14 protein-coding genes are annotated in these 12988 nt (G+C 45.4%); 7 read left to right on the top strand and 7 right to left on the bottom strand.

Going from position 1 to position 12988, the window contains the following annotated elements; translation table 11 throughout:
• Nucleotides 1-53: 53 nt before the first annotated feature.
• The 3 genes from IE165_RS07535 to IE165_RS07525 all read right to left on the bottom strand — a co-directional run bounded on the left by IE165_RS07535 (nucleotide 54) and on the right by IE165_RS07525 (nucleotide 2385).
• Nucleotides 54-1211 (bottom strand): FecR family protein, encoded by a 1158-nt coding sequence (locus IE165_RS07535; RefSeq protein ID WP_189626004.1) that lies wholly within the window; start codon nucleotides 1209-1211, stop codon nucleotides 54-56.
• An 86-nt stretch (nucleotides 1212-1297) separates the two neighbouring features.
• Entirely contained in the window at nucleotides 1298-1882 is a 585-nt protein-coding gene (locus IE165_RS07530) for an RNA polymerase sigma factor (RefSeq protein WP_189626003.1), read from the bottom strand.
• Nucleotides 1883-2031: 149 nt separating this feature from the next.
• Nucleotides 2032-2385 carry a DUF2200 domain-containing protein gene (locus tag IE165_RS07525; RefSeq protein WP_189626002.1) on the bottom strand — a complete coding sequence of 118 codons (354 nt, stop codon included), beginning with the start codon at nucleotides 2383-2385 and terminating at the stop codon, nucleotides 2032-2034.
• Between the two features lie 268 nt (nucleotides 2386-2653).
• On the opposite strand from IE165_RS07525, the gene IE165_RS07520 reads away from it, so the two are divergent.
• The gene (locus tag IE165_RS07520; RefSeq protein ID WP_189626001.1) at nucleotides 2654-2983 is read left to right on the top strand and encodes a hypothetical protein; all 330 of its coding nucleotides are present in this window, start codon (nucleotides 2654-2656) and stop codon (nucleotides 2981-2983) included.
• 58 nt (nucleotides 2984-3041) lie between these two features.
• Nucleotides 3042-3494, top strand: coding sequence for a DoxX family protein (locus tag IE165_RS07515; RefSeq protein WP_229826432.1), 453 nt, complete (start codon nucleotides 3042-3044; stop codon nucleotides 3492-3494).
• 61 nt (nucleotides 3495-3555) lie between these two features.
• On the opposite strand, the gene kdsA is transcribed toward IE165_RS07515, so the two are convergent.
• Both kdsA and recQ read right to left on the bottom strand, forming a co-directional pair.
• Nucleotides 3556-4371 (bottom strand): 3-deoxy-8-phosphooctulonate synthase, encoded by an 816-nt coding sequence (kdsA, locus tag IE165_RS07510; RefSeq protein ID WP_189626000.1) that lies wholly within the window; start codon nucleotides 4369-4371, stop codon nucleotides 3556-3558.
• A gap of 17 nt (nucleotides 4372-4388) precedes the next feature.
• Entirely contained in the window at nucleotides 4389-6578 is a 2190-nt protein-coding gene (recQ, locus tag IE165_RS07505) for a DNA helicase RecQ (RefSeq protein WP_189625999.1), read from the bottom strand.
• Between the two features lie 100 nt (nucleotides 6579-6678).
• Here recQ and IE165_RS07500 point away from each other — a divergent pair, with 100 nt between their 5' ends.
• The 4 genes from IE165_RS07500 to IE165_RS07485 all read left to right on the top strand — a co-directional run bounded on the left by IE165_RS07500 (nucleotide 6679) and on the right by IE165_RS07485 (nucleotide 9878).
• Nucleotides 6679-7641 (top strand): KpsF/GutQ family sugar-phosphate isomerase, encoded by a 963-nt coding sequence (locus IE165_RS07500; protein WP_373297918.1) that lies wholly within the window; start codon nucleotides 6679-6681, stop codon nucleotides 7639-7641.
• Between the two features lie 115 nt (nucleotides 7642-7756).
• Nucleotides 7757-8131, top strand: coding sequence for a DUF1573 domain-containing protein (locus IE165_RS07495; RefSeq protein WP_189625997.1), 375 nt, complete (start codon nucleotides 7757-7759; stop codon nucleotides 8129-8131).
• A 132-nt stretch (nucleotides 8132-8263) separates the two neighbouring features.
• Complete coding sequence (locus IE165_RS07490) at nucleotides 8264-9463, top strand: pyridoxal phosphate-dependent aminotransferase (protein WP_189625996.1); 1200 nt, start codon at nucleotides 8264-8266, stop codon at nucleotides 9461-9463.
• Between the two features lie 121 nt (nucleotides 9464-9584).
• On the top strand, nucleotides 9585-9878 hold the full coding sequence (locus tag IE165_RS07485; protein WP_189626220.1) for a hypothetical protein: 294 nt from the start codon (nucleotides 9585-9587) through the stop codon (nucleotides 9876-9878).
• Between the two features lie 514 nt (nucleotides 9879-10392).
• On the opposite strand, the gene IE165_RS07480 is transcribed toward IE165_RS07485, so the two are convergent.
• Nucleotides 10393-10512 carry a 30S ribosomal protein THX gene (locus IE165_RS07480; RefSeq protein ID WP_189625995.1) on the bottom strand — a complete coding sequence of 40 codons (120 nt, stop codon included), beginning with the start codon at nucleotides 10510-10512 and terminating at the stop codon, nucleotides 10393-10395.
• A gap of 95 nt (nucleotides 10513-10607) precedes the next feature.
• Nucleotides 10608-12083, bottom strand: a complete 1476-nt coding sequence (guaB, locus tag IE165_RS07475) for an IMP dehydrogenase (RefSeq protein WP_189625994.1) — start codon at nucleotides 12081-12083, stop codon at nucleotides 10608-10610.
• A gap of 223 nt (nucleotides 12084-12306) precedes the next feature.
• Between guaB and IE165_RS07470 the strand changes: the two genes are divergently transcribed.
• On the top strand, nucleotides 12307-12798 hold the full coding sequence (locus IE165_RS07470) for a hypothetical protein (RefSeq protein ID WP_189625993.1): 492 nt from the start codon (nucleotides 12307-12309) through the stop codon (nucleotides 12796-12798).
• Nucleotides 12799-12988 lie beyond the last annotated feature (190 nt).

Below are 12988 nucleotides of genomic sequence, written 5' to 3'. Positions count from 1 at the left end.
AGCCTGTTTCTAAATCGGGGGCGCTGGAACGCCTCCGATTCTTTTGCGCATTTCTATTTTCCTACGATCAGCCTCCTTCCCTCAAGCTCAAAACGTTTGCCTGTCGCTACACGAAGCACCTCCAATACCTTTTCGACGTCATCAAACCTAGAAACCGACCCATTGATTTCCAAAGCAGGTAACCGTTCTTCGTAAACCACATCGATATCATACCAACGTGATATTTTCTGCAACGCCGTCGCTAGCTTTTCCTTTTCGAAGAAAAAATAGCCGTTTTTCCACGCGATCGATTCTTCTACATCCACGGCAGCAACCACAAATGTCTGTCCGCTGAGGGTTGCTTGTTGCCCCGGCTTTAGGGTTACCGCCGGCTGGCTGGCATCCTTGGACGAAGATAAGGCTACGCTTCCTTCGATAAGCGTTGTTTTTACCGTGGGCGCATCTGCATAGGCGTTTACATTGAATTCCGTCCCCAAAACAGCTACCGCTTGTTTTGCCGTACGTACGATAAAACGTCGCGATGGATCTTTTTCCACATCAAAGTAGGCCTCACCTTCCAGCTCTACCTCCCTGGTGTCTCCGGTAAACACCACCGGGTAGCGTATGCTCGACGCTGCATTTAACCATACGCGTGTACCATCTGCTAGAACAACTTGATATTGCCCGCCCCGCGGTGTTTTTATGCTGTGGAAGCCTGTAGGACTACCTGTTTGCTGTTCCGCGCTCGACACGGTGTAAAGTAGCTCGCCGCTTTCTAACTTAGAAATACGGAGACCTGCCTGTGCAAGCAACTCCTCACTTCCCCCCTCGTCAAGCACAACGGCCGAGCCGTCAGCCAAGTAAAGCGTTGCTTTATTGGATCCCGGCAACACCTCGGATTGCTCCCGACCGACGATACCTTCTTTATGTGAAAGCCGGCCATTGTAAAGATAATAGCCTAGGGCTAGTGTGAAAACAATGCTTGCCGCAGCCGCCCAACGCAATATGCTGAAACGCGGCTTGATCACCTGTGGCTTATGCCAGCCTGCCTGAACAGAAAGTTTATGCCAAATTTCCTGCTCCACTCCTGCAAAATCAGTATCAGCTGCACCACCCGGCGTGCGCTTGCGGCCTTCTTGGAGATACCAGCTTTCCAAAAGCGCCTCCTCGTGCTCGGAACAAGCATTTTTGCTATATCGATCAAGCAGATCTTTGAATTCTTTTTCGTCCATGTTGCTCAGGTAATATCTTGTAAGACGACATACTCGAACACAGGTATGAGAAAAAAAATAAAAAATTTTTCGAAAAAGAATGCCGCCTAGAAGTCGCTGTGGTTGAGCAAGAACAGCAACATGCCAGACCCGAGTCGGCTTCGAAGAATACGCAGCGCGTTGCTGATTTGGCTCTTTACTGTATGCTCGGATATGTTGAGTTTTTTCCCTATTTCTTTATGGGTCAGCTGTTCCATCCTGCTTAAACGGAAAATCTCTTGCATTTTCGCCGGTAATGCAGATACTTCCTCCTCGATCAACCGCTCGAGCTCGCGCCGGCGGATCTCCTGATCGGTGATGGGCGCTCCAGCCGCCACAAAATCCTGGAATGACGCCAAGTACTTCCTTATGACACCTTGATGTTTCATATGATCCAGCACCATATTACGCACAGCGCGATACACATACGATGAAAAGGATGTTTCAAAAGTGAAATGGGAAAGATTGACGAGCAACTTGTAAAAAAAGGTTTGTACAAGATCCTTTGCTTCTTCGTCGTCTGCGATCATGCGACGAGCATGGAGAAATAGTACTGCCCAGTATCGATTATAGAGCTGTGCAAATGCAGCCTCGTCGCCTTCTTTGGCTAGGGCTACAAGCTCGAAATCCGACAGCTGGTTTGACAAAGGCATATTGTATTCATGCAATTAGCGATCCTGCAATATCAGAAATATTTGGCAAAAAGAAAAAAATACGATATAAACAAACGTTTGCGCCTACCTATCGCGAAACATTGTGTCACAGGAAGTGTCATAAGCAGCAACACTTCCATCGGCGCCCTTTACGCTCTTAAAATTTTTTCCATCGCCTTCCCCTTCGCTAGTTCATCGATCAACTTGTCCAAGTACCGTACTTTTTTCAACAATGGATCCTCGATATCTTCAATACGGTACCCACAGATCATCCCACTTATTTTTGAAGCATGAGGATTGAATGCGGGCGCATCCGCAAAAAAGTGCTCCAAATCAATTTTTTTTGCTATAATCAACGCTAAAGCCTTCGCGTCGTATCCTGTGAGCCAGTGTACGATCTGATCGACTTCCGCCTTGGTTCTTCCCTTCTTCTCTGCCTTCTGTACATAATGGGGATACACACTAGCAAATGACATGCGATACACCCTTTCCACGTTTTTCATTCTTACTCCTTTTTTTAAAAACAATTTTAATAAAAAGATCGCAATAAACACCTAACGAGCGTTTGGCAATAGCGTCTCCATCTATTTTTCCCAAGCCTAACCACGTAACCGGCTGCGCTGCTAATTGAAACCTTGTGAGTAGCATCGAGAGCATCCTTGTCCTGCCGGGTCTATTGCAAAAGCCTTTGGATAGTATCTACTATGCTGATTTTTCTCTGGCGAAGCATGAACAAAAAAAGCTGAGCATCGTTCTATAAAAAAAAATGGTATGAAAAAGAAAGCAACATTCGGCGCGCCCTTGGTCATGGTGATGATGGATACGCACACGCCAAACGGAAATGCCTTGCAGAAAAAAGGCGAAGAAATTCCAGAGCCTGATGAACGGGACAAATTTCCGGACGAAGGAGATGAAGTAGAAAACCTACCGCCCTTGCAGCCAGATGTGGATCCCATAAAGCGGGAGAATCCGGATGTGGAAGAACTGGAAGAAAATGAAGAACTGCATACCGATCAGGAGGATGCGGAAAATAGCACAAATATAGCCCCTACAGGACAAACAATCGTCGTGGATCGCAGAACAGGGAAAGACGAGTTATAGCGGTAATGATGACAAGGGTAAGTATTTGTTATCCGCTTCAGAATAAAATTCAGTTGTTATGATGGTAAAGATAGGTCGAAACGGCTTCGTGAAACATGGATCTCGATTGCTGCTGGGTGCTTTCATGCTCTTTGCAGGCATTGCGCATCTAACCTTTGGACGAAAAACATTTCGCGCACAAGTTCCGAACTGGGTTCCGATGGATAAAGATCAGGTCGTACTGCTTTCGGGTGTCGTAGAAATAGCGTTAGGATTACTCGTTATACTCGCCGGACACCGAAGCAGATCGATTCCTTGGCTACTGGCAATCTTTTTGATATTGGTGTTCCCTGGCAATATCGCGCAGTACCTGAATAAGCGGGATGCTTTTGGACTAGATTCGGATACAGCACGCTTCATCCGATTGTTATTTCAGCCTGTCCTCATTTATTGGGCTCTTTGGAGTATGGAAGCTCTCCCTTCGAAGAACGGAACGCAACTATTGCTTAGGTCTAAATCAGATAAAAACTAAAAAGAACGCACAGGATATCTTGCGCGTTCTTTTTAGCTTTTATGTTAAAGGATGGCCTCTGTCAAAGCACAGCGTCACGCACGCGGGTCAGTTTTTCGAGCAGTCCCTCCAGCAAGTCCAGGTGTAACATATTGGCACCATCTGATTTAGCATTCGCGGGATCAGGATGTGTTTCGATAAACAGCCCATCTGCACCCACTGCGATGGCTGCTTTGGCTATCGTCTCGATCAGTGCTGGCTTCCCCCCCGTCACACCGGAGCTTTGGTTTGGCTGCTGCAACGAATGTGTACAGTCCATAATGACCGGCACATTAAATGTACGCATCTCCGGGATTCCGCGAAAATCCACAATAAGATCTTGGTAACCGAACGAGTTTCCGCGGTCGGTTAAGCACACCTTGTCATTTCCCGAGTCCTTCACTTTGTCTACCGCAAACTGCATGGATCCGGCAGACAGAAACTGCCCTTTTTTTATATTCACCATCTTGCCGGTTTCCGCGGCGGCTACCAAAAGTTCGGTCTGCCGACATAAAAATGCCGGGATCTGCAAAACGTCCACATAGGCTGCAGCCATAGCGGCTTCATGGCTTTCATGGATATCGGTAACCGTGGGCACACCAAATGTTTGCCCCACTTTTTCCAATATCTTAAGCGCTTTTTCGTCACCAATACCCGTAAACGAGTCTACCCTCGAACGATTTGCTTTACGATAAGATCCTTTGAAAATATACGGTATATTCAATCTGTCTGTTAAGGTAACGATACGTTCGGCTATACGCATCGCAATTTCTTCGCCTTCGATGGCACAGGGGCCTGCCATTAAAAAAAATTGCGTAGACACTGCATTTCTTATGCCCGGCAAATACTGTTGAATCATATAAACTGCTGATAATTTTAATTTCCTAATTCTGACATGAACTTGATCCGCATCAGCTGAACGTCCTCAAACGTATAATCTTCCTCTCCCAGCTCGGCCAAAGCTTGCTTTATCGAGTCGACTTCTGCCGCACGAAAATAATCGTAAACTTCATCTTGCCGGTCACGGTCAATCATTTCATCGACAAAGTAACCGATGTTTAACTTCGTACCCGAATTAACGATAGACTCGACTTCTTTTAACAAATCTTCATAGCTAATTCCCTTGGAAGAAGCGATATCATCCAAACCAATTTTACGGTCAATATTTTGGATAATGGAAACTTTAAGCGCAGATCTGTTAGCCGTGCTTTTCACCACCATATCCTTTGGACGATCGATATCGTTATCGTCCACATATTTTTTGATCATCTCTACAAAAGGGCCGCCAAATTTCAAGGCCTTGCCAGCCCCAACTCCTTGAATTTGCTTCAGTTCGTCCAAGCTTACCGGGTAATGTGTACACATTTCATCCAAAGAAGGATCTTGAAAAATCACAAATGGTGGAAGTGACTTTTGTTTTGCTAATTTCTTCCGTAGATCTTTCAACATGTTAAGGAGCTCGGTATCCAAAACACTAGCGCCAGCTCCCATTTCATCGCCGAGATCCTCGTCCGATTTTTCCATCGGGCGATTCAAGATAAACTTAATGGCATAGGGGTTTGACAAATATTTCTTTCCGCTTTCGGTCAAAATCAACAAACCATAGTGATCGATATCTTTTTTCATAAAGCCATTGAGCTCGGCTTGGCGAATCAAGGATTTCCAGTAGCTTACACCCAACTCTTTACCTTTACCAAATAACGGATGCGTATCGTGCTTATAGGAGGATATCGGCTGATTGTTTTGGCCAATCATCACATTGATGATATGGTGATCGTCAAATTTGTCTCCCTGCTCTTTCACGAAGCCAAGCACCTCCAATAGCGATTGCTCGGCATCAAACTGGGTTTTCGGTGTACGGCAGCTATCGCACATATTGTTACAGCCCGTTTCGTCAAACTGCTCGCCGAAATAGTGCAGTATCTGTTTCCGCCGACAAACGGAAGATTCCGAATAGTCGATCACTTCCTTCAATATCTGCGTACCGATTTCCCGCTCGGAAACGGGCTTATCTTTCATAAACTTCGTTAGCTTCTCGACGTCCTTCTCGGAATAAAAAGCCAAGCAATACCCCTCGCCACCATCACGCCCCGCACGCCCTGTTTCTTGGTAGTAGCCCTCCATTGATTTCGGAATATCATGGTGGATCACATAGCGTACATCGGGCTTATCGATACCCATGCCGAATGCAATGGTAGCAACGATGACCTGCACATCTTCCATCAAGAATTTATCCTGCGTATCTGCACGCGTCTTGGCATCTAAACCAGCGTGATAAGGTAAAGCTTTGATACCGTTGATATTGAGCACTTCGGCTATTTCTTCTACTTTCTTTCGGCTTAGACAATAAATGATCCCGGTCTTCCCTGCATTCGCGCGGATGAATTTCACAATCTCCTTCACCACATTTTTCTTCGTCCGCACCTCATAGTACAAATTGGAGCGATTAAACGAAGACTTAAACAAGGTGGCGTCATTCATCTGCAGATTCTTCCGGATATCGGACTGAACTTTTGGCGTAGCAGTTGCCGTTAAGGCGATGATTGGAATCCCATGCCCTATCCCATTGATGACCTGACGGATTTTACGGTATTCAGGCCGAAAGTCATGCCCCCATTCTGAAATACAATGTGCCTCATCAACCGCTACGAAAGAAACTTTGATTTGTCTTAAAAATTGGGTATTTTCTTCTTTCGCCAAAGATTCTGGCGCGACATAAAGCAATTTGGTCTTCCCATCCGTCACATCTTGCTTCACCTTGGTGATCTCACTTTTGTTAAGCGACGAATTTAAAAAATGGGCTATACTTTCATTTCCTCCGAAAGCGCGCATCTGATCCACCTGATTTTTCATCAAGGCAATCAAAGGAGAGATAACGATGGCGGTGCCCTCGCTCATCAAAGCGGGCAATTGATAACAGATTGATTTCCCTCCACCAGTAGGCATGATAACGAACGTATCCTTTTTATTCAGAATGTTTGTTATGATAGCTTCCTGATCACCTTTGAATGTATCGAAGCCGAAAAATTCCTGCAAATTGTCAAATAGTGATTTTTCTATTTCCATTGACTGTAGAACAAAAAATTAGATGGACCTGTGACTTTAATGCGTCTTAAATAACCTACTTTTGTAGTTTCTTAATATAAAATTAGATATTTTTTCTGTGATACACAACATCGACATTAAAAAGAACGCCGTTGAGACACTGGAATTGGAGGCTGCGGCCATCCAACAGCTGACAAAAACTATCGATAAAGATTTCGTCGACGTCGTCAACCAGATCTTAAATCTGCAAGGACGGGTGATCGTTACCGGTATCGGAAAAAGTGCAATCATTGCCCAAAAGATGGTCGCCACATTAAACTCGACCGGGACACCTGCCATTTTTATGCACGCTGCGGATGCGATACATGGTGACCTGGGCATCATCCAGCCGGCCGATCTCATCATCGCGCTATCGAAAAGCGGGAATACGCCAGAGATAAAAGTGTTGGTTCCATTCCTGAAACAAACGGGTAATACACTCGTGGCCATCGTGGGCAACCTCAACTCTTTCCTTGCCACCCAAGCAGATTATATACTAAATACCACCGTCGAACGCGAAGCTTGCCCCAATAATCTGGCACCAACAACGAGCACGACGGCACAGTTGGCCATGGGGGATGCACTGGCCGTGGCCCTGCAAACCTGTAGGCAATTTTCGGATCGTGATTTTGCAAAATATCACCCCGGAGGTGCGCTAGGCAAGCAACTGTACCTGAGGGTCGCTGATCTCGCCGACAACAACGGAAAACCGACACTCTCGCCAGATGCCAACATCCGCGAAGTTATAATCACCATTACCAAACACAGGTTGGGAGCGACGGCCGTCATGCATGCAGATGAAATTGTCGGAATCATCACCGATGGCGATATTCGCCGCATGTTGGAAAAGTACGAAGACCTCACCGGGCTGACCGCAGGAGATATCATGACAAGAGCCCCCAAAACCATTGCCCGCCAAGAGTTGGCCGTGGAGGCGTTGCACCGTATGCGGCAGGATAACATCGCCCAACTGCTGGTGGTGGAAGACAACAGATACCAAGGCATTATACACTTACAAGACCTTTTGAAAGAAGGGATTATATAACATCTCTGTAATATTTTTGTTTGTTTAGCCCCAATTTCAGGAGAAGGCATACTTTATTCGTAGTTTTGGCTTGTATTTTGATAAAACTAGGTATCTATACTAAAGGAAACGAAAAATGAAAAAGACAGTAGGAATAGTAGCTTTATTTGTAGCGATCATTGGATTTACAGCCATGGCAACGGCTATTGGGGAATTCAAATTTGAGAAAGAAACCCATGATTATGGAAATATTCCGCAGAACAAACCTGCTACATATGACTTCAAGTTTACCAATGCTGGTGATGCACCGATCATCATATCGGAAGTAAAACCATCTTGTGGATGTTCGGTTGCCGAGTTTACAAAAACGCCAATAAAACCGGGTGATGCGGGTACAATAACCGTTACCTATAATGCAGCCGCGAAAGGTCCATTTACCAAACAATTCACCGTCAAGTCAAACACCAAGACACCGGTAAAGACATTAACGGTTAAAGGTAGCGTTGAATAACAAAACTTATTTTAAAGGAAGCCATCTTTTTGATGGCTTTTTTTGTGCCCCTGCAGCTAAAACTTTGCATGCACGGGCGGCGCTAGATTTTCTTTTTCTTATTTTTGCAGCACATAAACAAATTAATCTACGATGCCAAAGATATCGAACAAAGGAATGGCAATGCCTGCTTCACCGATTAGAAAGCTAACGCCTTTTGCGGATCAAGCGAAGAAAGATGGCAAGAAAATCTATCACCTCAATATCGGACAGCCTGATATTGAAACGCCGGCAGGCATGCTGGATGCCCTGAAAGGGGTCGATTTCAAAGTATGGGCCTACACCGCATCTGAAGGTACAGCATCCTACCGTGCCAAACTAGCAGATTACTATAATAAATTAAATTACAACGTCAAACCAACTGATATTTTGGTCACCAATGGGGGCTCGGAAGCCATCACCATTGCCATGCAGGCTTGTTTGAACCCCGGCGAGGAAATCATCATCCCCGAACCTTTCTACGCAAACTATAACGGCTTCGCCTGTGCCGCAGACATCGTTGTCACCCCCATCATGTCTTACATCGAGCAAGGTTTTGCACTGCCTCCAATTGCGGAATTCGAGAAATTGATTACCGCGAAAACGAAAGCTATTGCGATCTGTAACCCTAACAATCCTACGGGATACCTCTATTCGAGAGAAGAATTGGAAGCGCTGCGCGAACTTTGTCTAAAACATGACTTGTACCTATTTTCCGATGAAGCATATCGCGAATTTTGTTACGATGGGCGTGCATTTATTTCGCCGATGCATCTGGAAGGAATGGAGGAACATGTGGTAATATTCGATACCGTTTCCAAAAGATATTCCGCCTGCGGAGCGCGAATCGGCTGTTTGATCACTAAAAATCAAGAGCTCTACCAGACAGCGCTCAAATTTGCGCAAGCGCGACTAAGCCCTTCGCTCGAGGGACAATTGGCGAGTGAAGCAGCAGTCGATACGCCGGACAGCTATTTCGAGGCAGTATCTGAGGAATACACGGCACGTCGGGACACGTTAGTGGCTGGGCTCAATGCTATGGAAGGTGTCTTCTGCCCCAATCCCGGCGGCGCATTTTATGTTGTGGCCAAACTGCCGATAGATAATGCCGATCGTTTTTGCCAATGGATGCTGGAATCTTTTTCCTACAACAACGAAACCGTGATGATGGCGCCAGCGACAGGTTTTTACAGTACCGCAGGGGCCGGACAAAACCAGGTACGCATGGCTTATGTGCTAAAAAAAGATGATCTGCAAGCTGCATTAAACTGTATTGCTGAAGCGCTTAAAGTGTATCCGGGCAGGTCTGTTTAGCTTTTAGGTTGCCGTAAACTTTTTGAATCGAGCAAAAGAAAAAGATACGCCTTATCGGTTTTTTTAAAACAATTTCTTCTCCCATACGTTTTATTATCAGTACTAAAACAAAATGAAGACTATGGATAAGCTGAAGAAATTCGAACTCATGGAGAAGATTACCAGAGAGCTGGAGGATGTAAGAAATAGCCAACAGGCGGTTTTAGAAAAAATTGGTAAAATCGAGGTTGATAACATCGAACTGGGTGATAAAACCATTGAAACTAAACTACCGGACATCTATCAACGTACCGCAGATAATGCCGAAGCTATTAAGGTCATACTAGATTCCTTCCAAGAAAAAACAGAGGAATTCGGCGAAAAGAACAATGTTGAAAAATTGCGTGAACAACAAGCGATCAACAACCTGAAGTAGCTTGAAAACGGCACCTCAAACGCATTGAAAGAGGCATCCTATAGCGGGTGCCTCTTTTTTTGGTAGCTGTGCCTATACATTGACTGCCACAAGTTCCTAGGCAAGCAGCGCATTTCAATATTGAGGTATGGCACCTCACTAGTGAAGTGAGGCATTTCCCATATGTTTTAAGGTTTTTCCATAGCGAAGTAAAGCTTTTCAGTAGTGAAGTGAGACATTTCCCATATCTTTCGACGCAGTTCAAAAGTGAAGTAGGACATTCTCCTGGTGAACCAAAGCATTTCACTAGTGAACTGAGGCATTTCCCATATCTTTCAACGCACTTTGCTAGTGAAGCAAGGCTTTTCACCATATTCCAACCTCTGTCCGCCTACCTAAAAGGTGGGTAGACATGGATAAATAGGCAATCGCTGTGGGAGATGTCGAGGGGGATTGGCACTACCAAACATGAACTGCCCCCAAAAAGTTAGTCACTATTTGGGGGCAGTTTTGCATTCGAGAAAGCCTCTTCCTATTAAGACGCCTTTTCCGCTGTCTTTTTAACGGTAACGCGCGGACGGCTTTTCGGTCTTTTTTTACCGTACGATCCCGCGATTATTTTTCCTTTACGTGTTTTCTTATCTCCTTTTCCCATAATATTCCGTTTTAAATGCTACAATTATTAATTCGTTAACAGCAATTTAATAACTAAAATTTGCAATAGCAAAGTTTAACGGAATTTTAACACCCTTAACCTCGGCTGTTGTAGTTGGGCGCTTCTTTGGTAATAGAGATATTATGCGGATGCGATTCGCGCAAACCTGCGCCCGTTATACGCACAAACTGCGCGGCTTTTAATTGCTCAATCGATGCTGCACCGCAATACCCCATTGATGCGCGCAGGCCACCAATATATTGGTAAACCACCTCTCCTAGGGTTCCTTTGTACGGAACACGCCCCACAATACCTTCGGGCACCAATTTTTTAATGTCGTCTTCTACATCTTGGAAGTAGCGGTCTTTGGAACCTTTTTCCATTGCTTCCAGCGACCCCATACCTCTGTACGACTTGAACTTACGTCCTTCATAGATAATGGTTTCGCCTGGCGCCTCTTCTACGCCAGCAAACAAAGAACCTGCCATAATGGTATCTGCACCTGCGGCTATAGCTTTCGCAATATCCCCAGTCTGTTTGATACCGCCGTCTGCGATTAACGGTACTCCAGTGCCCTTCAGCGCTTTCGCAACCTCGTATACGGCATACAGCTGAGGCACACCGACGCCGGCAATAATCCGCGTCGTACAGATGGAGCCGGGACCTATCCCTACTTTTACAGCGTCTGCACCAGCTTCCGCCAAGGCCGTTGCAGCTGCGCCGGTTGCGATGTTACCGACGATAACCTGCAATGCAGGATATGCCGCTTTTACTTCTTTCAATTTTTCTAACACACCTTTGGAATGACCGTGTGCCGTATCGATCGTCACCACATCAACCCCTGCCTTAACCAATGCGGCAATACGCGCTAACGTATCAGCGGTCACCCCTACTGCGGCACCTACCAACAGACGCCCATGGCTGTCCTTCGCCGCATTTGGGTAATGTTTGTATTTTTGTATATCTTTGAACGTAATCAGACCTTTTAGGTTACCTTCGCCATCCACCACCGGCAGTTTTTCAATCTTTTCATTCTGCAAGATCTCTTCTGCCTGAATTAAATCCGTCCCTTCGGGCGCCACCACCAAATTGGCTTTCGTCATCAACTCATTAATCGGTTTCGACATATCTTTTTGGAAGCGTAAATCGCGATTTGTAACAATACCGACGAGTTTACCCACTTCACTAACAATGGGAATTCCACCAATCTTATGGTCCTTCATAATCTTAAAGGCATCACCCACGGTGGATCCTTCCAATAACGTGACTGGATCTTGGATCATCCCACTTTCTGACCTTTTTACTTTACGGACTTCCGCCGCCTGTTCTTCGATCGACATGTTTTTATGTAACATACCGATACCGCCTGCCTGCGCAATAGCAATAGCTAATTCAGCACCCGTCACCGTATCCATCGCGGCAGATACCAACGGAATATTCAACCTGATCTTTCTAGTCAATTGCGTGCTCGTATCAACGTCGCGAGGCAAGATTTCTGAATAAGCGGGGATAAGCAAAACGTCGTCGTATGTGAGACCTTCAGCTACAAATTTTTGTGGGTCTAATTGCATAGGGCAAATATCTTAGGAGTTTCTATTTGCCGGGCAAATCTAAGCATTTTATCGAAATTATCAAAATTTATTGGCTTTTTGGAAAAGGATGACATTCAGATTAAAATCAGATTTTGTTTGGCTTTTTTCGGCGGCAATAACGATGTTTGGCAAACTATTTGCAAAGGGTTGCCAAACGCGTCATCGAAAATCGATGGCCTATGAAATTATAGATTAAGCAACCATGAAAAAAGTATTTTTATCGTTATTGTCAGCGACATTTTTGGCGCTGGGCGCACAGGAGGCGGCTGCACAGACACCTTACAGAACGGCTATCGGAATTGGGATAGATGTAGGTGATGGCCCTACCTTGGTAGGACCACAAATAAAGCACTCTTTTGGCGGAGCTAATGCGGGTAACGCACAGGTCTTGTTTGGTGATGACATCATCACCTTGGGGGTAGACTACTCCTACAACCAGCAAATCTCGGGCACCAACGGCCTTGGGTGGTATGTGGGCGTAGGACCGCAGTTGACTTTTGTGGACGATCGCCGTTGGTTTGGCGATGAAGACCAAACCTATTTCGCTATTAGACCAGCTGCCGGTTTGGAGTATAAAATCCCAACTGCACCAATCGCTTTCCACTTTGACTGGAAGCCTTGGTGGAATCTAACCAACAATTCGTCTTTTGAACCTGCTCGTTTTACGTTGGGTTTCAAATTTACCATCAAATAAATTCGAATAACATCCAGCGTAGGGAGGCGTAGCCCGTTCTTTGCCTCCCTACCTTTCTTTCGCCCTATTTCCCTACACATCCTTCTTATCCACAGACCCTTTCCTGCCCGCATACAATTAAAATCGTTTTTTGTTTGCATATCTATGGAAGAATGTATTCTTTATACAAAATTTTTATACCTTTGCGAAT

This window comes from Sphingobacterium griseoflavum (assembly GCF_014653155.1).
GTDB lineage: Bacteria > Bacteroidota > Bacteroidia > Sphingobacteriales > Sphingobacteriaceae > Sphingobacterium > Sphingobacterium griseoflavum.
Note: the sequence above shows the minus strand (reverse complement) of the source record. Positions and strands in the feature narration are given on the sequence as shown.